Source organism: Micromonospora sp. C31, assembly GCF_018070575.1.
Lineage (GTDB): Bacteria > Actinomycetota > Actinomycetes > Mycobacteriales > Micromonosporaceae > Micromonospora.
Genome location: NZ_JAGPXN010000016.1, coordinates 91,163 through 115,744 on the forward strand (window position 1 = coordinate 91,163; position 24,582 = coordinate 115,744).

Annotated in this window: 20 protein-coding genes and 1 pseudogene; 11 read left to right on the forward strand and 10 right to left on the reverse strand. The window is 73.6% G+C overall.

Features of this window, described 5'->3' with window-relative positions; genetic code table 11:
* Genes KBX06_RS20665 through KBX06_RS20675 form a run of 3 tightly spaced genes read right to left on the reverse strand, consistent with a single transcriptional unit; the run spans position 1 to position 2,057 of the window.
* Entirely contained in the window at positions 1–762 is a 762-nt protein-coding gene (locus tag KBX06_RS20665) for a metal ABC transporter ATP-binding protein (protein ID WP_210837597.1), read from the reverse strand.
* Positions 759–1,745: a metal ABC transporter substrate-binding protein gene (locus tag KBX06_RS20670; RefSeq protein WP_210837599.1), complete on the reverse strand. Its 987-nt coding sequence runs from the start codon at positions 1,743–1,745 to the stop codon at positions 759–761. Before KBX06_RS20670 ends, KBX06_RS20665 begins: the two co-directional genes overlap by 4 nt.
* Before the next feature lie 54 nt (positions 1,746–1,799).
* Positions 1,800–2,057, reverse strand: a complete 258-nt coding sequence (locus tag KBX06_RS20675) for a hypothetical protein (RefSeq protein ID WP_210837601.1) — start codon at positions 2,055–2,057, stop codon at positions 1,800–1,802.
* 27 nt (positions 2,058–2,084) lie between these two features.
* On the opposite strand from KBX06_RS20675, the gene KBX06_RS20680 reads away from it, so the two are divergent.
* The 3 genes from KBX06_RS20680 to KBX06_RS20690 all read left to right on the forward strand — a co-directional run bounded on the left by KBX06_RS20680 (position 2,085) and on the right by KBX06_RS20690 (position 4,521).
* Complete coding sequence (locus tag KBX06_RS20680; protein ID WP_210837603.1) at positions 2,085–2,426, forward strand: antibiotic biosynthesis monooxygenase; 342 nt, start codon at positions 2,085–2,087, stop codon at positions 2,424–2,426.
* A gap of 126 nt (positions 2,427–2,552) precedes the next feature.
* The gene (locus KBX06_RS20685) at positions 2,553–3,026 is read left to right on the forward strand and encodes a hypothetical protein (protein ID WP_210837701.1); all 474 of its coding nucleotides are present in this window, start codon (positions 2,553–2,555) and stop codon (positions 3,024–3,026) included.
* A 115-nt stretch (positions 3,027–3,141) separates the two neighbouring features.
* Positions 3,142–4,521 (forward strand): glycine--tRNA ligase, encoded by a 1,380-nt coding sequence (locus KBX06_RS20690; protein WP_210837604.1) that lies wholly within the window; start codon positions 3,142–3,144, stop codon positions 4,519–4,521.
* Positions 4,522–4,600: 79 nt separating this feature from the next.
* Here the strand turns inward: KBX06_RS20690 and KBX06_RS20695 are convergent, their stop codons facing one another.
* The gene (locus KBX06_RS20695) at positions 4,601–5,566 is read right to left on the reverse strand and encodes a type IV toxin-antitoxin system AbiEi family antitoxin domain-containing protein (RefSeq protein WP_210837606.1); all 966 of its coding nucleotides are present in this window, start codon (positions 5,564–5,566) and stop codon (positions 4,601–4,603) included.
* A gap of 180 nt (positions 5,567–5,746) precedes the next feature.
* On the opposite strand from KBX06_RS20695, the gene dusB reads away from it, so the two are divergent.
* Complete coding sequence (gene dusB / locus KBX06_RS20700) at positions 5,747–6,919, forward strand: tRNA dihydrouridine synthase DusB (protein ID WP_210837608.1); 1,173 nt, start codon at positions 5,747–5,749, stop codon at positions 6,917–6,919.
* A gap of 119 nt (positions 6,920–7,038) precedes the next feature.
* On the opposite strand, the gene KBX06_RS20705 is transcribed toward dusB, so the two are convergent.
* Together KBX06_RS20705 and KBX06_RS20710 are read right to left on the reverse strand one after the other, a co-directional pair.
* On the reverse strand, positions 7,039–7,689 hold the full coding sequence (locus tag KBX06_RS20705; protein ID WP_210837610.1) for a C39 family peptidase: 651 nt from the start codon (positions 7,687–7,689) through the stop codon (positions 7,039–7,041).
* Positions 7,690–8,243: 554 nt separating this feature from the next.
* Positions 8,244–10,010 (reverse strand): annotated as a pseudogene (locus tag KBX06_RS20710) (family 20 glycosylhydrolase); the annotation flags it as partial.
* Between the two features lie 317 nt (positions 10,011–10,327).
* On the opposite strand from KBX06_RS20710, the gene ppdK reads away from it, so the two are divergent.
* The gene (gene ppdK, locus KBX06_RS20715) at positions 10,328–13,063 is read left to right on the forward strand and encodes a pyruvate, phosphate dikinase (RefSeq protein WP_210837612.1); all 2,736 of its coding nucleotides are present in this window, start codon (positions 10,328–10,330) and stop codon (positions 13,061–13,063) included.
* 130 nt (positions 13,064–13,193) lie between these two features.
* Here the strand turns inward: ppdK and KBX06_RS20720 are convergent, their stop codons facing one another.
* Positions 13,194–13,679, reverse strand: a complete 486-nt coding sequence (locus KBX06_RS20720) for a roadblock/LC7 domain-containing protein (RefSeq protein ID WP_210837614.1) — start codon at positions 13,677–13,679, stop codon at positions 13,194–13,196.
* A gap of 193 nt (positions 13,680–13,872) precedes the next feature.
* Between KBX06_RS20720 and KBX06_RS20725 the strand changes: the two genes are divergently transcribed.
* The 6 genes from KBX06_RS20725 to KBX06_RS20750 all read left to right on the forward strand — a co-directional run bounded on the left by KBX06_RS20725 (position 13,873) and on the right by KBX06_RS20750 (position 20,757).
* Positions 13,873–14,226: a VOC family protein gene (locus KBX06_RS20725; protein ID WP_210837616.1), complete on the forward strand. Its 354-nt coding sequence runs from the start codon at positions 13,873–13,875 to the stop codon at positions 14,224–14,226.
* Positions 14,216–15,493, forward strand: a complete 1,278-nt coding sequence (locus KBX06_RS20730; RefSeq protein WP_210837619.1) for a deoxyguanosinetriphosphate triphosphohydrolase — start codon at positions 14,216–14,218, stop codon at positions 15,491–15,493. The genes KBX06_RS20725 and KBX06_RS20730 overlap by 11 nt, the downstream gene beginning before the upstream one ends.
* A gap of 42 nt (positions 15,494–15,535) precedes the next feature.
* Entirely contained in the window at positions 15,536–16,372 is an 837-nt protein-coding gene (locus KBX06_RS20735) for a siderophore-interacting protein (protein ID WP_210837621.1), read from the forward strand.
* 206 nt (positions 16,373–16,578) lie between these two features.
* A complete protein-coding gene (locus tag KBX06_RS20740) occupies positions 16,579–18,213 on the forward strand; it encodes a BCCT family transporter (RefSeq protein ID WP_210837623.1) in 1,635 nt (544 codons plus the stop codon).
* 114 nt (positions 18,214–18,327) lie between these two features.
* Positions 18,328–20,220 carry a DNA primase gene (gene dnaG / locus KBX06_RS20745; protein WP_210837705.1) on the forward strand — a complete coding sequence of 631 codons (1,893 nt, stop codon included), beginning with the start codon at positions 18,328–18,330 and terminating at the stop codon, positions 20,218–20,220.
* The gene (locus KBX06_RS20750; protein WP_210837625.1) at positions 20,221–20,757 is read left to right on the forward strand and encodes a hypothetical protein; all 537 of its coding nucleotides are present in this window, start codon (positions 20,221–20,223) and stop codon (positions 20,755–20,757) included.
* Between the two features lie 10 nt (positions 20,758–20,767).
* Here KBX06_RS20750 and KBX06_RS20755 read toward each other — a convergent pair whose 3' ends face one another.
* The 3 genes from KBX06_RS20755 to KBX06_RS20765 are packed head-to-tail and all read right to left on the reverse strand — an operon-like array spanning position 20,768 to position 24,536.
* Positions 20,768–21,736: a TAXI family TRAP transporter solute-binding subunit gene (locus KBX06_RS20755; RefSeq protein ID WP_210837627.1), complete on the reverse strand. Its 969-nt coding sequence runs from the start codon at positions 21,734–21,736 to the stop codon at positions 20,768–20,770.
* Positions 21,733–22,125: a roadblock/LC7 domain-containing protein gene (locus KBX06_RS20760; RefSeq protein ID WP_210837629.1), complete on the reverse strand. Its 393-nt coding sequence runs from the start codon at positions 22,123–22,125 to the stop codon at positions 21,733–21,735. Before KBX06_RS20760 ends, KBX06_RS20755 begins: the two co-directional genes overlap by 4 nt.
* Positions 22,122–24,536 (reverse strand): sensor histidine kinase, encoded by a 2,415-nt coding sequence (locus KBX06_RS20765; protein ID WP_210837631.1) that lies wholly within the window; start codon positions 24,534–24,536, stop codon positions 22,122–22,124. Before KBX06_RS20765 ends, KBX06_RS20760 begins: the two co-directional genes overlap by 4 nt.
* Between the last annotated feature and the right edge of the window lie 46 nt (positions 24,537–24,582).

The following is a 24,582-nucleotide window of genomic DNA, read 5'->3' on the forward strand; positions in this document are numbered from 1 at the left end:
TCAGCTGCTCCACAGCCCGGCGGGCTCGTCGGGACCGTGCGGGTGCACGTGGTCGTGGTCGGGCTCCGCGTGGTGGCCGGCGGGCTCGGGCACCGCGCCGTCGTGGCAGATCCCACCCTGGTGTACGACGACCGCCCGGGTGATCAGCGGTCGCAGGGGCCCCAGCTCGTGGGCCACCAGCAGCACCGTGCCGCCGCCGGCGACGAAGCCGTGCAGCGCCCCCGCGAACGCCTCCTGGCTGGCGGCGTCGACCCCGGCCGTGGGCTCGTCGAGGACGAGCAGCTCCGGCTGGCCGGCCAGCGCCCGGGCGATCAGGGTGCGTTGCTGCTGCCCGCCGGAGAGGGTGGCCACGGGATCGCGGGCCCGATCGGCGAGCCCGACCGCCGCCAGCGCGGCGGCCACCGCCGCCCGGTCCGCCCCTCCGGGCGGGCGCAGCACCCCGCGCCGGGCGAGCCGGCCGGAGGCCACCACCTCGCGGACGGTGGCCGGTACGCCGCTGCCGGCGCCGAGGCGCTGCGGGACGTACCCGATGCGGTGCCACTGCCGGAAGCGGCGCAACGGGCGGTCGAAGAGGGTGACCGACCCGGAGCTGAGCGGCACCAGGCCGAGCGCGGCGCGGATCAGGGTGGACTTGCCGGAGCCGTTGGCGCCGAGCACCGCGACCACCTCGCCGGCGGTCACGGTCAACGAGACGTCACGAAGCACGGGGCGGCCGTCGTAGCCGACCACCCCGTGCGCGACGGTGATGACTGGGGATGTCACGAGCAGCTCAACGCCGTCCTCAGGGTCGCAAGGTTGGTACGCATCACCGAAAGGTAGTCGCCGCCGCCGGGCGTCAGCCCTTCCAGGGGGTCCAGCACGGCGGTCTTCGCGCCGACCTCCTTGGCGATGGTCTCGGCCACCTTCGGGCTGACCAGCGTCTCGAAGAAGATCGTGGTGGCCTTGTGCTCCCGGGCCTCCTCGATCACCTCGGCGAGGCGCTGCGGGGCGGGCTCGTTGTCCGGGCTGAGCCCGGTGATGCCGATCTGCTCCAGTTTGTAGCGCTCGGTCAGGTAGCCGAAGGCGGTGTGGCTGACCACGATCTCCCGCCGCTGGCAGGTCTTCAGCCCGGCTGTGAACTCGGCGTCCAGCTTCTCCAGCTCGGCGCGTAGCGCCTTGGCGCGGGTGGTGTAGTCGCCGGCGCGGTCCGGATCGGCCTGGCCGAGCCGCTCGGCGAGCTTGTCGCCGACCGTGGCGAGGCGGGTCGGGTCCAGCCAGAGGTGCGGGTCCTTGGTGCCGTTCTCCTCGTGGCCGTGCTCCTCGGACTTGCCGGACTCCTCGGGGTGGCCGTGCTCCTCGCCCTCGCCCTCGTGGTCGTGGCCGCCAGCGGCGGCGTCCATCAGCGGCTGCACGGTCGACACGTCGAACGCGCGGTCCTTGGCGTTCTGCTCGACGGCCTCGTCCAGCGCCGGCTGGAAGCCCTTGAGCAGGACGACCAGCTCCGCCTCGGCGACCTGGCCGACCTGGCCCGGGTTCAGCTCCAGGTCGTGCGGCTCCGCCCCGGGCTTGACCAGGTTGCTCACCTTCACCGCGTCGCCGCCGACGCGCTCGGCGAGGAACTGCAACGGGTAGAAGGCGGCCACCACGTCGACCCGCTGCGGGTCGGCGCCGGCGGTGCCGTCGTCGGAGCAGGCCGTGACACCGCCCAGGGCGAGCAGGGCGGTGGTGGCGACGGCCAGGGTGCGGGGGGCGGAGCGGATGTTCATGTCACGAACTCTCCGCGACAACGATAATGATTGTCAAAAACGCATGCTTGCATGTCAGAGCAGCTTCACCAGGCCCGCGGTGACCAGCAGGGTGAGCGCCACCAGCCGGATCACCCGGGTCGGCGCCGTCTGCACCGACCAGGTGATGACCAGCAGCGCGGCCACCGCCGCGGCCAGCAGCAGGGTGAACAGCCCGCCGACCGCGCCGGGCGTGAAGAACGCGACGAGCACCAGCACGAGGGTGACCAGGAACACCGTCGTCGGGTTCGCCCGGGCCAACCGGGCCGGTATCCGGCTCTGCGTACGCTGCATCCCACAGACTCTACGAGGAGGAACCCCGTGCTGGTGACGAACCGGTTCGTGGTGGACGTCGATGTCGCCGACGAGTTCACCGAGCGGGCGCACGCCGCCCTCGCCGCGCTCGCGGCCCGCCCCGGTTACCTGCGCGGCCAACTCGTCCGGGCGCTGGACGACCCGCGGCACTGGTGCCTGGTCACCGAGTGGGAGTCGGTCGGCACCTACCGGCGCGCCCTGGGCGGCTTCGACGTCAAGATCACCGCCGTGCCGCTGCTCGCCGAGTCGCTCGACGAGCCGTCGGCGTACGAGGCGCTCGCCAACGCCGCCCCGGGCGGCGAGGTCGTCCGGACCGCCAGCGATCGGGCCGCTGGTCCTTACCGCTGAGCCGGCGGGCACTACATTGCATGCATGACCGCTCCCGGACCGGCGACCCCGCCGCCGTACCCTCCGCAGCCCGGCCAGCAGGGGGCGCAGCCGCCCGTCCTGCCCGGCCCACCGGCGGATCCGGGCGTGCCCGCCCCACCGGCCGGGCCGGGGGTCTCCCCGCCCTTCGCGGCGCCGCCCACCGAGGGGCGCAACACCCGGCTCTGGCTCGGGCTGGGTGCCGGGGCGCTCGCCGTGCTGCTCTGCTGCGGCGGTGGCGGGGCGGCCGTGGTGGGTCTGGTCGTCACCGGGGTGCAGGCCGTGCGCGAGCAGGGGCGCACCGTCTCCACCGACTACTACCAGGCGCTCGTCGAGCGCAAGTACGGCGCGGCGTACGACCAGCTCTGCGACGACGCGCAGCGGCGCGAGTCACGCCGGGAGTTCGAGCGCCGGGTCTCCGCCGAGCCGCGGATCGCGACCTTCCGGGTGGGCGACGTGGACGCCGTCTCCCTCACCGTGCCGGTCGACGTGACCTACACGGGTGGCCGGCAGGACCGGCAGGAGGTCACCCTCGCGCAGGACCAGCAGACCGGCGGCATGGAGGTGTGCGGGGTGAGCTGACCCGCCCCCGGTATTCTGCTGGGCCCGGGACGGCACGGGTCGTACCGTTGTCCCGAACTGTTCCTTCCGTTCCCCACCGCGTCCCCGCCGACCGCCAGTCGGCGTAGGAGGAAACATGCCAGCCGACCGTATCGACGCCGTCGTCAGCCTCGCCAAGCGCCGAGGCTTCGTCTTCCCCTCCAGCGAGATCTACGGAGGCACCCGGTCGGCGTGGGACTACGGTCCGCTCGGCGTGGAGCTGAAGGAGAACGTCCGCCGGCAGTGGTGGAAGACGATGGTCCAGCAGCGCGACGACGTGGTCGGCCTCGACTCCGCCGTGATCCTGGCCCGCGACGTCTGGGCCGCCTCCGGCCACCTGGACGCCTTCGTCGACCCGCTGACCGAGTGCCAGTCGTGCCACAAGCGGTTCCGGGCCGACCACCTCGAGGAGGCGTACGAGGCCAAGCACGGCAAGCCGCCGGCGTCGTTGACCGAGCTGAACTGCCCGAACTGCGGTAACAAGGGCACCTTCACCGAGCCGAAGATGTTCAACGGCCTGATGAAGACCTTCCTCGGCCCGGTCGAGAGCGAGGAGGGCATGCACTACCTGCGGCCCGAGACCGCCCAGGGCATCTTCGTCAACTACAAGAACGTCGAGACGGTCGCCCGCAAGAAGCCGCCGTTCGGCATCGCCCAGACCGGCAAGTCGTTCCGCAACGAGATCACGCCGGGCAACTTCATCTTCCGTACCCGCGAGTTCGAGCAGATGGAGATGGAGTTCTTCGTCGAGCCCGGCTCGGACGAGCAGTGGCACGAGTACTGGCTCTCCGAGCGCTGGAACTGGTACCTCGACCTGGGCCTGTCGGAGAGCAACCTGCGCTTCTACGAGCACCCGAAGGAGAAGCTCTCCCACTACTCGAAGCGCACGGTCGACATCGAGTACCGCTTCCAGTTCGGCGGCACCGAGTTCGCGGAGCTGGAGGGCATCGCCAACCGCACCGACTTCGACCTCTCCACGCACAGCAAGCACTCCGGCGTCGACCTGTCCTACTTCGACCAGGCCAAGGGCGAGCGCTGGATGCCGTACGTCATCGAGCCCGCCGCCGGCCTGACCCGCGCGGTGCTCGCGTTCCTGCTGGAGGCGTACGACGAGGACGAGGCGCCGAACACCAAGGGCGGCGTGGACAAGCGCACCGTGATGCGCTTCGACCCGCGGCTGGCCCCGGTCAAGGTGGCGGTGCTGCCGCTGTCGCGCAACGAGGCGCTCTCGCCCAAGGCGAAGGGCCTCGCCGCCGACCTGCGCAAGCGGTGGGTGGTGGAGTTCGACGACTCGCAGGCGATCGGCCGCCGCTACCGCCGCCAGGACGAGATCGGCACCCCGTTCTGCGTGACGGTCGACTTCGACACCCTCGACGACGACGCGGTGACCGTGCGGAACCGGGACACCATGGCCCAGGAGCGCATCGCGCTCGACCAGGTCGAGCGTTACCTGATCGAGCGCCTCCCCGGCTGCTGAGGTGTAAGGAAGGGCCCCTTCCTAACGTTTTCGGTATAGGAAGGGGCCCTTCCTAACACTTCTGGAAGGCTCACCCGCTTTAACCCGGCACCTCGACGGGCTCGACGCGGACCCGGCTCGCGGCGCCGACGCCGCGCCTGGACTCGTACGCGTCCTCCACCGTGCGGCGGATCCGGCCCGGGTCGCGGCGGATCTGCGCCGGGGTGAAGTGCAGGATCAGGATGCCGTGTCGGCTCAGTTCGTTGTGCCGGTCGAGCGTCCGCGCCCAGTCACCAGGACTGAAGTGGTATTCCTGCGAGTCGACCTCGAGCGCCACCGCCGCGTCGGCGAGGTAACCGTCGGGCGTCGGCAGCGATCCGCCGTCGCCTGCGACCAGCCGGGGATTCCACCGAATCTCCGGCAACAGCCGGCTGCCGGCCAGGCACTCCCGCAACTCCGCCTCCGGCGCCGACCGGGTGCCCTGTACCACCTCGGAGAAGGCCTTCCTGACCAGCGCCGTCCGGCTTCGCCGGGCCCGGCGGATCTCCTCGTCCAGCCGGGCCAGGTCAGTGAACCCGCGCTGCACGGACTCGGCGACGATCGCGCGTACCGGACGCAGGTGGTGCAGGTCCCGCGCCGCGTCCACCACGGCCCGTGCCGGCGAGCAGACCGGATAGATCGACGTTCGCCGGGCCCTGGCATCCAGGGCCAGGGACCGTGCGACCCGGGCGAATCCCGCCGAGGTTCGCCGCGCCTGGTGCGGCACGATCAGGTGTACGTCGTCGGTGCGTGGGCTCTGCCGGAACCCGTACCAGATGAGCGCGGCCAGCCCGGTGAGCTGAGCCTCCGGTCCGGCGTACAGCGCAGCGGCGATCCGCCGCTGTTCCTCGGTCAGGGTGCCGGTGACCAGGGAGTACGTGCCCGGCAGCACGCGCTGCCACAGGCCGCGCCGGGTCTGGCGGTACAGGTACATGTCGTCGAAGCTGGCGGCCAGTAGTTGGGCCCGGGTGACGATCTGCTGCTGTCGCTCCGCCGCATCGGCGAGTTCGGGTGGATGCTCACGCATGAGGGGCAGCATGGGCGCGGGGCCGCCACTGTGTCCGGGCCGACCGGTGGCGCCTGTGGACGACGCCACCCGCTGTGGAGACCGCCCCGGTGCTGCGCCGACTGTGATATGCGCCGTGTTAGGAGGGGGCCCTGCCTCTGCACGAGGCGTTAGGAGGGGGCCCTTCCTTACACTTGGCGGGTGACCGTTGCGACCGGACCAGCACGCCGCCCGCTGACCATCGGGCGGCACGAGGTGTGGCCCCCGGTGGTGCTCGCGCCGATGGCCGGCATCACCAACGTCGGCTTCCGGCAGCTCTGCCGGGAGCAGGGCGGCGGCATCTACGTCTGCGAGATGATCACCACCGTCGCCCTGGTCGAGCGGAACCCGAAGACGCTGCGCATGATCGCCTTCGGCGACGACGAGCGGCCCCGCAGCCTCCAGCTCTACGGCACCGATCCCGAGATCACCGCCGCCGCCGTGCGGATCGTGGTGGAGAAGGACCTCGCCGACCACATCGACCTGAACTTCGGCTGCCCGGTGCCCAAGGTCACCCGCCGGGGCGGCGGCTCGGCGTTGCCGTGGCGGCGCCGGCTCTTCGCGCGGCTGGTCAGGGCCGCGGTGGACGCCGCCTCGCCCGCAGGCGTGCCGGTCACGGTCAAGATGCGCAAGGGCATCGACGACGACCACCTGACGTACGTCGAGGCGGGCCTCGCCGCGCAGGACGCGGGCGTGGCGGCGGTCGCCCTGCACGGGCGTACGGCCGCGCAGCGCTACTCCGGCACCGCCGACTGGGACGCCATCGCCACGCTCAAGCAGGCCCTCGACGTGCCGGTGCTCGGCAACGGCGACATTTGGGAGGCCGACGACGCGCTGCGGATGGTGGCGCACACCGGCGTCGACGGGGTGGTCGTCGGTCGGGGCTGCCTGGGCCGCCCGTGGCTCTTCGCCGACCTGGAGGCTGCGTTCGACGGCCGGCCGGAGCGCCGGCTACCCGCCCTCGGCGAGGTGGCGCGCACCATGCGCCGCCACGCGGAACTGCTGGTCGACCAGTTCACCGCCGGCTCGCGTACGCCCGCCCGGGGCGAGCGGGACGGCTGCACCGACTTCCGCAAGCACGTGGCCTGGTACCTGAAGGGTTTCCCCGTCGGCAGCGAGCTGCGTCGCGAGCTGGCCATGATCGAGAGTCTGGCCCAGCTCGACGACCTGCTCGGCAAGCTGGACCCGACCGAGCCCTTTCCGGTGGCCACGCTGGGCCAGCCGCGCGGCCGCACCAACTCGCCCGGCAAGGTGTTCCTCCCGGAGGGCTGGCTGGCCAGCCGCGACGACGACACCGTCCCCGAGGGCGCGGAACTGGCCGACTCGGGCGGCTGAGCCGACCACCCGCCCCGGCCCGACGGCGGACAGCCGTGGACGTGACGAAAGGGCCGGTCCCCGTGTCGGGGCCGGCCCTTGTCGTCGTTCCTGTCGTGGTGCGTGTGGTCGCGGTGGGGTCAGGCGGTGTAGCCGCGGGTGGCGGTCCAGTCGGCGAGGTTGTCGATGCTCATGCGGTAGGTGGCCTGGTCGGGGTCGGCGGAGTCGGCGATGGTGACGGTGTTGCCGTTGTCGCGGTAGCCGACGACGCTGATGTAGTGGCCGCCTTCGAAGGAGTGGGTGGTGCCGTCGGTGTCGGTGGCGGTGCCGGCGATGTTGGCGACCACGGCGTGGCCTTCGTCGATGGCGGTGACGATGTCGGCGCGCAGCTTGTCGGTCTGGGTGTCGTCGGCGGCGGGGTCGCGGATCTCGACGGACTGGTAGGCGTCGCGGCCGGTTTCCTTGTTGAGCACGGGGGTGATGTCGTTGATGGAGTTGGTGCCGGCTTCGGTGGTGCCCATGAGCTTGGCCATGGCGTCGACGTCGATGTTCTTGCCCTGGACGCTGAGGGCGTTGCGGGCGGCGGCGGGGCCGCAGTAGTAGAAGTTGGGCTGGGCTTCGTAGCGCACGCCGAGCTCACGCTCGCCGCCCTTGCGGTCCTGAGCGACCGTGACGGCCGGGCTCTGGGTGGGGGAGGCGACGGCGGCCGTGACGGGGCCGGCGATGGCGCCGCCGGTGAAGGCGAGCCCGGCAGCGGTCAGGGCGGTCCTACGGATCAGATCGGTACGCATGTTGGGGGCACCTTTCGATCGGGGGACACGCGGACACTCACCGGGGGATGCGGTGTGCCGCGCAGGGGGAGTCGGAACGGACCACTCCGGCGGCGGGGGCCTGCTCGGGCGTCCGGGGGATCTCAACGACCCGACCCGGCCATCGATTCCGCCGGCCGGCGGGCCACCGTGGCGCGGGGGGAGCGCGGTGGGTATGCCACGTTCAACGACCCGGGCCCGCCCACGATTCCGCCGCCCGCGTGGCACCGACCACGGGACGGTCGCGACATCCGGGTGCGGACCGGACACCGTGAACCGGACAACCGCGTCGTCACGTCGCAACGAGGGTTGCGCGTGGGCGGCGTGGGCGGCGTGGGCGGCGTGGGCGCGTGGGCGGCGTGTCAGGCGGACGGGGCGGGCGTGGTGGCCTCCCCGGGACCGGGGCGGACGCCGGTCGCCTCGTGCGATCCGGCGGGTGCCGGGGGGCCGGGCTGGGTGGGGATCGCCGTCGGTGGCCCGGCGGGTGTCGGCCGCTCCGGCTGGGTGGGGATCGCCGTCGGTGGCCCGGCGGGTGTCGGCCGCTCCGGCTGGGTGGGGATCGCCGTCTTCGGCGCGGTGGGCTGCCGGTCGGCGGGCCAGGGGATCTCCGGCGAGCGGTGGAAGGCGATGCCGGCGGTGGCCCAGCGCGGGCCGTGTCCGGCCAGCCGGTCGCGGAACCCGGCCCAGTCGTGCGTCGCGCGGGGTGACCAGCCCAGCTCGGCGATCGCGGGCAGGCGCGGGAAGAGCATGAACTCGACCTCCGCCCGCGAGGTGACCGACTCGGTCCAAAGCGGCGCCTCCACCCCGAGTACCGCGTCGGCCGGCACGCCGGCCACGTGGGCGCCGGGATCCCAGTCGTACGACCGCCGCACGTCGATCAGGCCCGCCCAGTCGTGCCCGATCGGGGTGTCCGGGGCGTACTTCATGTCGAGGTAGGCGTGGTTGCCGGGAGAGAGGACGAGCCGCGCCCCCCGGTGGACGGCGTCGGCGGTGACCGGGTCCGCGCCGTCGGTGCCCCACCACTGGAGCACACGGCCCTCGGCGTGGGCCACGGGCGCGATCTGGTGCCAACCCAGCACCCTCCTGCCGGCCGCGGCGACGATGCGCTGTGCCCGCTCGATGAAGGCGGCGTACGCGTCGGGGCGCACCTTGAACGCCTCGTCGCCCCCGATGTGCAGCCACGGCCCGGGGGTGAGCGCCGCGAGCTCGCCCAGCACGTCGGCGACGAACTCGTACGTCCGCTCGCTCGTGGGGTCGACGTAGCTGAAGCCGACCTCGGTGCCGGTGTACGGCGGTGGCGCGACGCCGTCCGGGGCCAGCTCGCCGTACGCGGTCAGCGCCGCGTGGGTGTGCCCCGGCAGGTCGATCTCCGGCACCACGGTGACGTGCCGCTCGGCGGCGTAGGCCACGATCCGCCGGTAGTCGTCGCGGCTGTAGTGCCCGCCCGGGCCGCCGCCCACCTCGCTCGCCCCGCCGACCTCGGCGAGCCGGGGCCAGGAGTCGACGGCGATCCGCCAGCCCTGGTCGTCGGTGAGGTGCAGGTGCAGGTGGTTGAGCTTGTAGCGGGCCAGGTGGTCGATCACCCGCAGTACGTCCGGTACGCCGAAGAAGTGTCGGGCCACGTCGAGCATCGCCCCCCGGTACGGGAAGCGGGGCCGGTCGGTGATCGAGCCCCCGGGCAGCGCCCAGCGTTCGGCGACGGGCGTCGCGCTCTCGATGGCGGCGGGCAGGAGTTGCCGCACCGTCTGTACCCCGAAGAAGAGCCCGGCCCGGGTGGCGGCCTCGATCCGTACCCTGTCGGCGGCCACGTCGAGCCGGTAGCCCTCGGGGCCGAGGTCGTCGGAGTCGACCAGCGCCAGCGTGATGTCGCCGGCCGGCTCGGCCCGGGTGTCGCCGGTCACCGGCAGCGGATGGCCGGTGGCCGGCCGGAGCAGGGCGGCGAGCTGCCCGGCGACGGCGTGGGCGTCGCCGGGGCCCGCCCGGACCACCGTGTCGGAGGTGAGTACGAAGTCGGCGCCCGCGACCGGCGCGACCCGCTCGGGGGCTGGCACGACGTCGCCCAGCCGCATGCGGGCGGCCGGAGCGGGCGGGTCGCCGGCAGTCCGGGCCGGCGGGGCGGGCACGTCGTCGCCGAGTTCGGCGGGCGGGGCGAGGGCGTCCTCGGCGGCCCGGGTCGCCGCCCGGGCCAGCTCGGTGGCGGCCGGTTCGCGGACCGGTAGGTCGGGGTACCCGGCCGACCGCTCGCCCGTCGCGGCGCTGGACGGGTCGAGCGGCTCCGGGGCGGCGGTGGGAACGGGTGGCACGGTGTCGGCTCTCCAGGGGTGTATTTGCGTCGGTTATGGCAAAGGTGAAGTTCACCGAATGCCTGCGGCCAAGACTACGAGGCGAAGCGGGAAATGCGTGATCGTGCGCGTGGAAGCGTTCCCAGATACCGGCACGAACGCGGATGGTCGTGATGGTTGTGCCGATTGTCACCGAACGGTCCCGAGCCACCCGAAGTTCGCTTAGCCTTCGCCCACCGGCCGGCTCGGTACCGGGGATTGCCGGTGGTCCGTCCCGGGGTAATGGGAGCAACTGAACCTTCGTTAAGTGTCGGACCGGCGCGCGTGGGAGGGCTCTGGTGGCAACGCAAGAGACGGTGGAACACAAGTACGTCTACGCCTTCGCCGAGGGCAACAAGGACCTCAAGGAACTGCTCGGCGGCAAGGGGGCCAACCTGGCCGAGATGACCAATCTCGGCCTGCCGGTCCCACCGGGCTTCACGATCACCACGGAGGCATGCAAGGCGTACCTCGCCACCGGGGCGGAGCCCGACGGCCTCGCCGGGCAGATCGCCGCGCACCTCGCGTCGCTGGAGCAGGCGATGGGCAAGCGCCTCGGCGACCCGGAGGACCCGCTGCTGGTCTCCGTCCGCTCCGGCGCCAAGTTCTCCATGCCCGGCATGATGGAGACCGTCCTCAACGTCGGACTCAACGACCGCAGCGTCCAGGGGCTCGCCCGGCAGGCCGGCGGCTCGGGCGGGCAGTCCGCCCCCGGCGGCGCGGACCGGTTCGCCTGGGACTCCTACCGCCGCCTGATCCAGATGTTCGGCAAGACGGTGTGCGAGGTGCCGGGCGAGGAGTTCGAGCACGCCCTCGACGACGCCAAGCGGGCCAAGGGCACCCGCGACGACCTCGACCTCGACGCCGACGACCTGCGCGGGCTGGTCGACGCGTACAAGAAGATCTTCTTCAGGCACACCGGCCGGGAGTTCCCGCAGGAGCCGCGCGAGCAGCTCGACCTGGCCATCCGCGCGGTCTTCGAGTCGTGGAACGCCGAGCGTGCGGTGCTCTACCGCCGCCAGGAGCGGATCCCGGCCGACCTGGGCACCGCGGTCAACGTGGTGGCGATGGTCTTCGGCAACCTCGGTCCGGACTCCGGCACCGGCGTCGCGTTCACCCGCGACCCCGCCAGCGGCGCCCAGGGCATCTACGGCGACTACCTGGCCAACGCCCAGGGCGAGGACGTCGTCGCGGGCATCCGCAACACCGTGCCGTTGCAGGAGTTGGAGCGGCTGGACAAGAAGTCCTACGACGAACTGCTCGGCATCATGGCCCGGCTGGAGGGCCACTACCGCGATCTCTGCGACATCGAGTTCACCATCGAGCGCGGCAAGCTCTGGATGCTCCAGACGCGCGTCGGCAAGCGCACCGCCGCGGCGGCGTTCGTGATCGCCGGGCAGCTCGTCGACGAGGGCCTGATCGACCTCGACGAGGCGTTGCACCGGGTCAACGGCGCGCAGCTCGCCCAGCTGATGTTCCCGCGGTTCCGGCTCGACCACGATCTCCAGCCGGTGGCGAAGGGGATCGGGGCGTCGCCGGGCGCGGCGTCGGGCAAGGTGGTCTTCACCTCCGCCCGCGCGGTCGAACGGGCCGCCGAGGGGGAGTCGGTGATCCTGGTCCGGCGCGAGACCAACCCGGACGACCTCAACGGCATGATCGCCGCCCAGGGCATCCTCACCTCGCGCGGCGGCAAGACCAGCCACGCCGCCGTGGTGGCGCGGGGCATGGGCAAGACCTGTGTCTCCGGCGCCGACGAGATCGAGGTCGACGTCCCGCAGCGCCGCTTCGTCGTCGGTGGGCAGACCGTCGTCGAGGGCGACGTCGTCTCCATCGACGGCACCACCGGCAAGGTCTACCTCGGCGAGGTGCCGGTCATGCCGTCGGAGGTGGTGCAGTACTTCGAGGGCAGCCTCGACCCCGAGCACATCGACAACGCGCTGGTCCGGGCCGTACACCGGATCATGTCGCACGCCGACGCCAAGCGGCGGCTGGCCGTACGCACGAACGCCGACACCGGCGCGGACGCCGCCCGGGCCCGGCGCTTCGGCGCGGAGGGCATCGGGCTGTGCCGCACCGAGCACATGTTCCTCGGCGACCGTCGTGAGCTGGTCGAACGGCTGATCCTTGCCCGCGACAACACCGAGCGGGAGGCCGCACTGGCCGCGCTGCTCCCGTTGCAGCGCGCGGACTTCGAGGAGATCTTCCGGGAGATGGACGGGATGCCCGTCACCGTCCGGTTGATCGACCCGCCGCTGCACGAGTTCCTGCCCCCGCTGGAGCAGCTCGCGGTCAACGTGGCGGTCGCCCAGGAACGCGGTGAGGACGTCGCGCAGGAGGAGGCGCTGCTCGCCGCGGTCCGGCGGATGCACGAGGAGAACCCGATGCTGGGTCTGCGCGGCGTCCGTCTCGGCCTGGTCATCCCCGGCCTGTTCGCCATGCAGGTCCGGGCCATCGCGGAGGCGGCGGTCACCGTCACCCGTGGTGGCGCGGTGGCCAGGCCGGAGATCATGGTCCCCCTGGTCGGCGCGGTGCAGGAGCTGGAGACGGTCCGCGCCGAGGCCGAGAAGATCATCTCCGAGGTGGTCGGGGACAGCGGCGTCGAGGTGCTGATCGGCACGATGATCGAGGTGCCCCGGGCGGCGCTGACCGCCGGCCAGATCGCCGAGGCGGCACAGTTCTTCTCCTTCGGCACCAACGACCTGACCCAGATGGCCTGGGGCTTCTCCCGCGACGACGTCGAGGGCGCCTTCTTCTGGCGGTACCTGGAGCTGGGCATCTTCGGCATCTCGCCGTTCGAGTCGATCGACCGGGACGGCGTGGGCCGGCTGGTGCGCATCGCCGCGCAGGAGGGCCGGGCCGCCCGGCCGGAGCTGAAGCTCGGCGTCTGCGGCGAACACGGCGGTGACCCTGAGTCGGTGCACTTCTTCCACGAGGTCGGCCTGGACTACGTGTCCTGTTCGCCCTTCCGGGTGCCCGTCGCCCGGCTGGAGGCCGGCCGCGCGGCGGTTCAGACGGACGGCTCCGACAGCCGCTGACGCGGCAGGTGGGAACAGGCCGGCGGCGGACCCGGGGGAGCGGGTCCGCCGCCGCTGTCGTGCGGGCGGCCCGTGCCGGCACGACCGCAGCGTGGGACGGGAGTCGGTCGCGGCCGACTCCCGGGTCTGCTCAGATCGGCGGGCGACGCCAGGCGTGCGAGCTGACCCGCCGGGGGAGCCGGCCGCCCGAGGTGCGGGCCGCGAGCGCCGCGTGTGCCTCGCGCACCGGCGCCACCCCGACCCGGCGGCTGGTGTCCAGCACCGAGCCGGTGCGCCGGGCCACCGCCCGCGCGTCGGCGTGCAGCTCCTCCAGGTCGGCGCTGGCGTCGGCGACCAGCGTCAACAGGGCGTTGCGCCCCGCGGGGTAGGTGACGACGGCGCCGGCCGAGGTGCGGACCACGGATTCCCGGAACTCGCCGTGCCGCACCGTGTCGGCCACCCGGTGGCCGAGGCCGAAGCTGGCCGCCGCGAGCGCCGCCAGGTGGGTGGCGTCCGTCGCCGGCAGGTCGCTGGAGATCAGCAGGCCGTCGGTGCCGGCCAGCACCGTGCCCGCCACCTCGGGGCGGCGCAGGCGCAGCCCCGACAGTTCCGTTCCCATCATCGTGTCCGCGTCCACGGGTGTCTCCCTACCGTCGGGCCGTCACTCTGGTCACGTTCCGCGCTGGGAACGCTACCGCCGGCCATGCCGGACCGCGATCCCGTAACCGTCGGCGATCGGCCGACAACTCTCGACTGTTCGGAGGTTGTGCATCCGTCGCCCGCGCGGCGACGGCGAGCCGTCCGCGGCGCGCGGGCGTAACCTGATCGGCATGAGCAGCGCCTGGGAGAGCCTGACCGTCGACGCCCGGGACCCCGCCCGGCTCGCCCGCTGGTGGGCCGAGGCCCTGGGCTACCAGGTGGTCACCGAGCAACCGGACGAGGTGGAGATCCGCCGGGCCGCCGACCGGCTGCCGGGCATCGTCTTCGTGCCGGTCGCCGACGACAAGACCACCAAGAACCGGCTGCACATCGACCTGCGCCCCGACGACCTGGAGGCCGAGGTCGAGCGGCTGGTCGACATGGGAGCCCGGCACGTCGACGTGGGTCAGGGCGAGGTGGACTGGACCGTGCTGGCCGATCCGGAGGGCAACGAGTTCTGCGTGCTGCGGCAGCGTGCGGGCTGACCGTCCGGGGCCGGACGATCCGGACGTCGCCCGTCGGGTCGACGAGCCGCCGAAGGACACCGGGTACGGGCGGTCGGCGTACGAGCGGGACCGCGCCCGGGTGCTGCACTCGGCGGCGTTCCGGCGGCTCGCCGCGAAGACCCAGGTGCACACGGCCGGCACCGACGACTTCCTGCGTACCCGGCTGACCCACTCGCTGGAGGTCGCGCAGATCGCCCGGGAGATGGGGGCGCGGCTGGGCTGCGACCCGGACGTGGTCGACACCGCCGGGCTCGCCCACGACCTCGGCCACCCGCCGTTCGGGCACAACGGCGAGGACGCGCTCGACGCCCTGGCGGCCGGGTGCGGCGGCTTCGAGGGCAACGCGCAGACGCTGCGGGTGCTGACCCGCCTGGAGGCCAAGGTTCTCGCCCCGGACGGGACGTCCGTTGGCCTCAACCTGACCCGCGCCTCGCTCGACGCGGTCAGCAAGTACCCGTGGCCGCGCCGGCCCGGCGTGCGCAAGTTCGGGGCGTACGACGACGACCTCCCGCTCTTCGCCTGGCTGCGCGCCGGCGGCCGGGGTGACGACCGGCGCTGCCTGGAGGCGCAGGTGATGGACTGGGCCGACGACGTCGCGTACTCGGTGCACGACGTCGAGGACGGCATCCACGGCGGGTACGTGACGCTGCGCCCGCTGCTGCACGACCCGCAGGAGCGGGCGGCGCTCTGCGCCGACGTCGCCGCCACCTACTCCGGCGAGTCCCCGGCCGACCTCGGTGACGTGCTGCTGGAGCTGCTCGACGACCCGGTGCTCGCCCCGCTGGCCGGCTACGACGGCAGCCACCGTGCGCAGGCGGCGCTGAAGGAGACGACCAGCGTGCTGACGGGCCGCTTCGTCTCGGCCGTGGTGGCGGCCACACAGGAGCGGTACGGTTCCGGTCCGCACCGCAGGTACGCCGCCGACCTGGTGGTGCCCCGGCGTACCCGGGCGCGGTGCGCGTTGCTCAAGGGGATCGCCCTGCGGTACGTGATGCGTCGCCCCGGCTCGGGGGACCGCTACCGGCGGCAGCGGGAGATCCTGGCGGAGCTGGTGCACACCCTGGCCGACCGGGCGCCGGACGGGCTGGATCCCGTCTTCGCCCCGCTCTGGTCGGCCGCGCCGGACGACGCCGCCCGACTGCGGGTGGTGATCGACCAGGTCGCCTCGCTGACCGACCCGGGAGCCGTCGCCTGGCACGGGCGGCTGGTGCGCGGTGTGGGAACCGGTCATCCGCCGAGGGGATGACGGGGATGGGCGGCCGAGCCAACTTAGGCTAACCTAACCGACATGACGGAACGCCCCATCAAGGTCACCACCGCCCGGGTGCTGCGCACCGTGCGGCCCACCCCCCACGTCGTCCGGCTGGTGCTCGGGGGTGAGGAGCTGACCGGCCTGCCGGTGGGCGAGTTCACCGACCACTACATCAAGATCGTCTTTCCGGCGCCGGGGACGCGGTACCCGATCCCGGCGGATCTCAACGTGCTCCGCCGTGACCTGCCCCGGGAGAAGTGGCCCCGGCTGCGCGCGTACACGGTGCGGGCCTGGGACGCGTCGGCCGGCGAGCTGACCGTCGACATCGTGCACCACGGTGACGTGGGGCTGGGCGGGCCGTGGGCGGCCGCGCTGCGCCCCGGCGACCCGGTGCCCTTCGTCGGCCCCGGCGGGGCGTACGCCCCCAGCCCGGACGCCGACTGGCACCTGCTGGTGGGCGACGAGAGCGCGCTGCCGGCGATCGCCGCCGCCCTGGAGCGGCTGCCCGCCGGCGCCCCGGCCACCGTCTTCGTCGAGGTCGCCGACCCGACCGAGGAGCAGCCGCTGGCCAGCCCGGGCGCGGTGCGCCTGACCTGGCTGCACCGGGGCGACCGCCCGGTCGGGGAGGCACTGGTCGCGGCCGTACGCGCCCTGGAGTTCCCGCCCGGACAGGTGCACGCCTTCGTGCACGGCGAGGCTACCTTCGTCAAGGAGCTGCGCCGCCTGCTGCGCGTCGAGCGCGGGGTGTCCCGTGAGCGGCTGTCCATCTCCGGCTACTGGCGTCGCGGCCTGGACGACGAGGGCTGGCGCGCCAGCAAGCCCGACTGGAACCGGCAGGTGGAGGCCGAGGAGTCCGCCGCCGTCCCGGTTTGAGCGGACACCGGGAGCCCTGCTTCAGGGCACTTGCGGGCGGCATCCGGCATCCCGACCGGCTGACTTGATCCTGACGCGGCGTCAGGTCCACCGTCGTGGACGCCGGCGCATCCGTCGTCGGTGGAAGTCGGAGCGGCGGCGGGTGGTTCACGCCCGATGTCGCCCGGGTGCCTCCCCCGGCCCAGCAGGATGGGCAGGGGGTGGCGATGAGCGGGCAGGTACGCGACCGGGCGCACGCCGAGGGCCGCATCGACCGGTCGGTGCTGGCGTTCGGCGTCGGCGGCGTACTGGCCGTGGTGGCGTGGGGCGTGCTGGCCCGGGACTCCCTGGCCGGGTTCGGCGAGACCGGCCTGGCCTGGGTGATCGAGACCTTCGGCTGGTTCTTCGTGGTGGCCGCCGACGCCTTCCTGGTGCTCGCGGTGGTCATCGCGGCGTCGAGGTTCGGGCGGATCCGGCTCGGCGCCGACCACGACCAACCGGAGTTCAGCACGCTGGCCTGGGTGGCCATGATGTTCAGCGCCGGGATGGGGATCGGCCTGGTCTTCTTCGCCGTCGCCGAGCCCGTCCAGCACTACGCGGCCCCACCGCCGGCCACCGGCGTCGCACCGCAGACCGGCGCGGCCGGCGCCACGGCGATGCAGTACACCCTCTTCCACTGGACGCTGCACCCCTGGGGGATCTACGCGGTCGTGGCGCTCGCGCTGGCGTACTCCACCTTCCGCAGGGGCCGGGAGAACCGGATCTCGGCTGCCTTCCATCCCCTGCTCGGGGACCGTGCCGACGGCGTGGCCGGCCGCGCGGTCGACCTGCTGGCCGTCTTCGCCACCGTGTTCGGCTCGGCGACCAGCCTCGGCCTCGGCGCACTCCAGGTCGCCGCCGGCCTCGACCTGGTGGCGGGGATCCCGGACACGACCACGGTGGAACTCGTCGTGATCGGCGCGCTCACCCTGGCCTTCGTCATCTCCGCCTTCTCCGGGCTGCACCGGGGCATCAAGTGGCTCTCCACCACCAACGTGCTGCTGGCGGTGCTGCTGATGCTCTTCGTATTCGCGGTCGGACCGACCATCTACACGCTGGAGGTCCTGCCGGCCGCGGTGGGCGACTACCTGAGCAACCTGGTCTTCATGTCCACCCGCACCGGCGCCTTCTCCGATCCGTCCTGGCTCGGCTCCTGGACGATCTTCTACTGGGCGTGGTGGATCTCCTGGGCGCCCTTCGTGGGCACGTTCATCGCCCGCATCTCCCGGGGCCGCACGGTCCGGCAGTTCCTCGTCGGCGTGCTGCTGGTGCCGAGCGGGGCCAGCGCGGTCTGGTTCGCGGTGCTGGGCGGGAGCGGGCTGCGGGCGCAGGCCACCGGTGCCCGGGACCTGGTCGCCGACGTCGGGGCGGGCACCGAGCAGGCCCTGTTCGGCCTGCTGGAGGCGCTGCCGCTGGCGACCCTGACCAGCGTGCTGGCCATGGTGCTGATCGCGCTGTACTTCGTCACCAGCGCCGACTCGGCGTCGCTGGTGCTCGGCTCGCTGACCTCGCGGGGCGCCCTGCGTCCGCACCGCGTGCTGGTGGTGCTCTGGGGGGTGCTGATCGGCTCGGTCGCCGCCGTGCTGTTACTGGTGGGCGGGCTGGACGCGCTGCAACAGGCGACCATCCTCGTGGCCCTGCCGTTCGTCGGCGTGATGCTCGGCCTGGCCGTCGCGCTGCTCCGGGACATGGCCCGGGACCCGGCGGTCCACCCGCCACCGCGGGTCCGCCGTTCCGGCCTGGCCGCGGCCGTCCGGGCCGTCCGCTCGTACGAGGAGGAGGACCCACCGCCGGTGCGCCGTTACCTGCGCCGCCCGCGCTGATTCGGGCCGGGCGGCCGGGACCGGGTCCGGACGCGGGCGCGACCGCCGAGGTGGCGGCGGTCGGCGCCACCCGCGGCGTCCCCCGACGGCGCGGCGTCGGTGCGGCAGGGCAGGATGTACGCCGAGGGGGTGGCGGACATGGCTGGGCGGATCCGGGACGAGGACATCGCGCTGGTCCGGGAGCGCAGCTCGATCGCCGACGTCATCTCCGAGACGGTGACCCTGAGGTCGGCCGGCAGCGGCAACCTCAAGGGGCTGTGCCCGTTCCACGACGAGAAGAGCCCCTCGTTCAACGTCTCGCCCGCGCGCAACGTCTGGTACTGCTTCGGCTGCGGCGCCGGCGGCGACGCGATCAAGTTCCTGATGGACGCCGAGCACCTCAGCTTCGTGGAGTCGATCGAGCGGCTCGCCGACCGCGCCGGCATCCAGTTGCGCTACGTCGAGAACGACTCCACCGCGCCGCGCCCGCGTCCCCAACAGGGGCAGCGGCAGCGCCTCGTCGCCGCGCACGCCGCCGCCGTCGAGTTCTACCGCGCCCAGCTCGGCACCGCCGGTGCCCGCCCGGCCCGGGAGTTCCTGGCCCGGCGCGGCTTCGACCGGGCCGCCGCCGAGCGCTACGGCTGCGGGTTCGCGCCCGACGCCTGGGACCTGCTCACCAAGCAGCTGCGCCAGCAGGGCTTCAGCCACGACGAGCTGGTCGCCGCCGGGCTGTCCCGGCCGTCGCGCTCCGGCACCTTGATCGACCGGTTCCGCCGCCGGCTGATGTGGCCGATCCGCGACCTGGCCGGCGACGTGATCGGTTTCGGCGCACGCAAGCTCTTCGACGACGACGACGGCCCGAAGTACCTGAACACCCCCGAGACGCCCATCTACAAGAAGTCGCACGTCCTCTACGGCGTCGACCAGGCCAAGCGGGAGATCGCCAAGCAGGGCAAGGTGGTCGTGGTCGAGGGCTACACCGACGTGATGGCCTGCCACCTGGCCGGGGTCCCGACGGCCGTGGCGACCTGCGGCACGGCGTTCGGCGCCGACCACATCGGGGTGCTGCGCCGGCTGCTGCTGGACACCGACGACGTGGCCGGTGAGATCATCTTCACCTTCGACGGGGATGCCGCCGGCCAGAAGGCCGCGCTGCGCGCCTTCGAGGACGACCAGCGCTTCGTCGGGCGTACGTTCATCGCGGTCAGCCCCGACAACATGGACCCGTGCGACCTGCGCCTGGCCAAGGGCGACCTGGCCGTGCGCGACCTGGTCGCCCGTCGCGAGCCGCTGGTCGACTTCGCGCTGCGGCACGTGATCAACCGCTTCGACCTCGACACCGTCGACGGCCGGGTGGAGGCGATGCGCCGGGCCGCGCCGCTGGTCGCCAAGCTCAAGGACCGGGAGAAGCGTCCGGAGTACGTCCGCAAGCTCGCCGGGGACCTCGGCATGGAGATCGAGCCGGTGCAGCGGGCCGTGCTGGCCGCCGCGTCGGCCGCACCCGGCCGGGACGCCACGCCGGCGTCCCGGCCCGCCCCTGCCCAACCGGTCGTCGACAACCCGCACTCGATGGTCGAGCGGGAGGCGCTGAAGCTCGCCCTCCAGGAGCCGGTGCTGGCCGGGCCGATGTTCGACGCGGTCGAGGCGTCGGAGTACCGGCACCCCGTACACGCGGCGGTGCGGGCGGCCGTCGCAGCCGCCGGCGGGGCCGCCGCGGCGACCGGCGGGGCGGTCTGGATCGAGTCGGTCCGCGACGCCTGCGAGGACCTGGCCGCGCGGGCGCTCGTCGGAGAGTTGGCCGTGGAGCCGCTGCGCATCGACGGCGAGCCCGACCCGCGCTACGTCTCGATCACCATGGCCCGGTTGCAGTGGGGCTCCGTCACCGGCCGGATCAAGGACCTCAAGTCCCGGATCCAGCGGATCAACCCGGTCAACAACAAGGACGAGTACTTCGCCGCCTTCGGCGAGCTGCTGTCGCTGGAGCAGCACGCCCGGGCGTTGCGCGAGCAGGCCGCGGGAGGGCTTTAGATGGGACTGTTCCGCCGCAGGTCGAAGCTGCCCCAGGCCGACCGGCCGCCGCTGGCCGCCGACGAGCGGGTGCTCGCCTGGGCCGCCGTCGGCGACGGCGGGGGCGGCGGGGTGGTGGTCGCCAGCAACCTGGGGCTCTGGCTGCCCGGCCGGGCGCACCGGCTGGGCTGGCACGACGTGCTCAAGGCGGTCTGGTCCGGCCGCGAACTCACGGTGACGCCGGCCGAGCCGCTCGCCGAGCGCGACGGCTACCTGGTGGTGGCCGACCGCCCCGCGGAGAGCCACCTGCTGCTCGACCCGGGGGAGCTGCCGCACCAGGTGCGCGAGCGGGTCACCCGGTCGGTGGCGTACACGCGGCACCACCCGGTGCCCGGCGGCGCCGGCCGGGTCGCGGCACGCCGGGTGCCGGGCGTGGACGGCCTGACCTGGACGGTCCGCGTCGACCCCGGCACCCCGACGGACTCCCCCGAGGTGCTCGCCGAGCTCGACCGCCTCGTGGCCGAGGCCCGCGCCGCCACCGCCCCGGCGGACGTCTGAGCGGCCCGGGTCAGCCGCGCTGATAGAACCGGGCGGCCCCGGGGTGCAGCGGAATCGGGTCGGTGCCCGGGGCGCTCTGCTGGGTGAAGTTGCCGGCCTCCGGGTGCACCCCCACCAGGTCGGCCTGGTGGGCGAAGAGCAGCCGGGTCAGGTCGTACGCCAGCTGGTCGGGCATGTCGGCGTTGACCAGGATGACGTTCGCCACCGTGACCGTCGGTGTCCCGCTCCTCGTCCGGTACGCCTCCTTCGGCAGCTCGGCGGTGGTGTAGACCGATCCGTGGCGCGCGGTGAGCGGCTCCGTCAGGTCGGCGACGGGCAGCAGCACGTACCTGCCTGGCGCGTTGGTCAGCAGGTCGGCGATGCCCGGCGTGGGCAGGCCACCGGAGAAGAACATCGCGTCGAGCGTGCCGGCCCGCATCCGCTTCACGGTCTCCGGCAGGGAGAGCGTGGCCCGGACGACGTCCCGGTCCGGGTCGAGGCCGGCGGCGGTCAGCAGACGCCCGGCGATGACGTCCGTGCCGGACTTCGGCGAGCCGGTGGAGACCCGCTTGCCGCGCAGCCCCGACAGCTTGGTGATCTTCGCGTCGGCGCGCACGATCACGTGGGTGTAGTTGCTGTAGACCCGGGCCAGGGCCCGGACCGGCTGTGGCTGGCCCGCGAAGGCCCCGCGCCCGGCGACGGCGTCCGCCGCCGTGTCGGCGAGGCTGAAGGCGATCTCCATGTCGCCGCTGGACAGCCGGTTGATGTTCTCCACGGACGCGCCGGTCGGCTCGGCCCGCGCCTCGTAGCCGGGCAGGTGGCGGCTGATCACGTCCGCGTAGCCGCCGCCGAGCTGGTAGTAGACGCCCGTGGTGTTGCCGGTGGCGAGGAAGATCCGGCCGCCGTGCCAGGGCTGCGGCCCCGCCTCGGCCGTGCCGCAGCCGGCGGCGAGCACGGTCGCCAGCAGGGCCGCCAGCAGCCGGGAGGCGCGTCCGGTCACGTCCGGACCGCCGGCTCCAGGGCCTCCGCCACCCGCTGGACCAGCATGGCGGTCTCGTAGCCGATCTGGCCGAGGTCGCAGCCGGGCGCGGCGAGCACCCCGACGAGCGCGCGTTCGCCGACCGCCATCACCAGCATCACGCCGCCGTCCATGTCGATGATCTGCTGGCGTACCCGGCCGGCCGACATCAGCCGGGCGGCGCCGACGGTCAGGCTGGCCAGGCCGCTGATCACGGCGGAGAGCTGGTCCACCTGGTCGGGCGCGAGGTGGGGCGAGGCCGCCAGTCGCAGCCCGTCGCCGGACACCGCGAGGGCGTGCGACACGTCCGGCACCTGTTCGGCGAAGTTGGCCAGCAGCCAGTCCAGGCCGGGGCTCACTGAGGGGGTCATGGGTTTCTCCTGGGGGGTGTCGTCTGGGTACGTCGGGTCGCGGCGGCGACTCCCTCCGCGAGCGAGGACAGCCGGGACCGTACGACCTCGGGGTCGAGCAGGTCGCCCGCCGGCCGCGCCGGCGGGGCCTCGTGCAGCGCGACCGGAAGCTGCCCGCCCCGGGTGCGGCGTGGCAGTCCGGCCCCGGTGGGCGGGGGCGGTAGGGGCGGGGTCGACGCGGGACGCGGTGGGGTCGACGCGCCGTCGCCCGGCCCGGCCGGGCGCGCACCGAGCACCGGGAGCGTGATCGTCGGCGCGCGGTGCACGCTGGCCGGGTCGGGTACGGCGGCGGGACCACCGGCCGCCCTGCGGGGCCGGAACCAGGCGGTCTGCGCGGGCACGACCGGCGCCTGCGTACGCGCCTCCGGGGCGGGCGGCGGCTGCGTACGCACCCCCTGGGCGGCCGGCGTACGCGCGTCCGGGGCGGGGCGCGGGGCGACGTCCTCGACCCGGGTCAGCGCCGACTCCGGGACGTCCACCTGCGCGACGGTGCCCGCGCCGCTGTTGTGCAGTTGCACCCGCACCCCGTGCCGGGCCGCCAGGTGGGCCACCACGTGCAGGCCCATGCTGCCGGCCGAGGCGCTGGAGAGCATCGCGGGGGCGAGCAGCCGCTCGTTGATCGAGGCGAGCCGGCTGTCGCTGATGCCGATGCCCTGGTCGTGCACGCGCAACGTCAGGCCGTCGATCGTGCGCCGGCCGTCGACGTGCACCGGCGTGTCCGGCGGGGAGTAGACGGTGGCGTTCTCCAGCAGTTCGGCGAGGAGGTGGACCAGGTTGCCCACCGCGCCGCCGTGCACCGCGGCGGCCGGCACGTCGACGTCCACCCGCGGATAGTCCTCGATCTCGGAGGCCGCCGCCCGGACCACGTCGGCGAGCAGGTGCGCGCCGTCGTGCGTACGGCCGGGCTCCCCGCCGGCGAGGACCAGGAGGTTCTCCCCGTTGCGCCGCATGCGGGCGGCGAGGTGGTCGAGCGCGAAGAGCCGGGCCAGCGCGTCCGGGTCGGTCTCCTCGCGTTCGAACTCGTCGAGCAGCCGCAGCTGCCGGGTGATCAGGGTACGGATGCGCCGGGCCAGGGCCTCGGCCATCCGGGTCACGTCCATCCGCACCTCGGCCTGTTCGCCGGCCAGGCGCAGGGCGGCCCGGTTCACCGTGTCGAAGGCCTGCGCGACCTGGGCGATCTCGTCGCGGCCCTGCCCGATGCCGGCGGTCAGGCGGGTGGCCGCACCGTCGGCCGGTGCGCCGTCGCCGGCCGCGATGGCGGTGATCCGCTCCGGCAGCTCGTGGTGCGCCATGGTGAGCGCCGCGACCCGCAGCCGACGCAGCCGGCGGCTGGTGCGGACGGCGAGCAGCACGGCGGCGGTCAACGACGCCAGCGCGACGGTGATGGTCGTGCCGCCGGTGATCAGGGCCCGTAGCTGGGCGTTCCTGGTCAGTCCGGCGGCCTCGCGGTCGAGTTCCTCGGAGAGTTCCCGGCCGAGCAGGTTGTACCGCCGGATGGCGCCGCTCTGGGCCACGTACCAGGCGTCGCCGTCGGTCTTCAGCCCGGCGGGCTCGGTCTCCACGTTGAGCGCGCCGTCGCGCATCCGGCGGGCCGTGGCGACGTCGGTGCCGGCGACCAGCCGGGTGTACGCGTCCGCCGCCGACCGGCTGGCGATCCGGGAGAACTCGGCCTGACGCTGCTCCTGCGCACCCCGCAGCCGGCCGAGACGGACCAGTTCCCCGTTCGCCAACGTGCCCCGCACGAAGACGGTGCGCAGCAGGTCGCGTTCCACGGCGGCGAGGTGCTCCTGGGCGGCCACGGCGGCCACCTCCCGCGCCCTGTTGGCCAACTCCCGGTCGCGGACCTGGGCCGGCAGCGCGTCGGCGACGGCGAGCAGCGACTCGACCAGCGAGAGGTAGGCCGGGTCGGCGGAGGTGCCGCCCAGGGCGGACCCGCGGGCCGGTTCGAGCTGGCCGAGCTGCGTGTCGGCGCCGTCGAGCACCGGGCGCAGGTCGGGGGCGGCGCGGCGGGCGTCCTGGCTGGAACCGCGGTACCGCTCGACGGACGCGTCGACCCGTCGGCGCTGCGCGTCGACGAGGGACCGCCCGGTGCTGCCGCCCCGCTGGCGCAGGGCCGCCGTCTCGCCGAGTTCCCGCTCCAGCTCGTGCACCAGGCGTACGGTGGCCGTCGCGGTGCCGGCCAGCACCCGGGCGCGGTCCGCGTCGTCGGCGGCGGCCATGGCGATGGCGGTCTGGGTGGACCCCAGCACCAACAGGGCGGCCGTGGCCACCAGGATGGGCGTGAGCAGCTGGGTGCGTACCGACCACAGGCGGTCGGTGTGGTCGACGGGCCGGTGGTGCCGGCGCACCCGACCGGGGGTGGGGAGCGACACTCGGGCCCTCCGGGGTGGGGTCGGGGTGCCGGGCCCGGGCGCGACG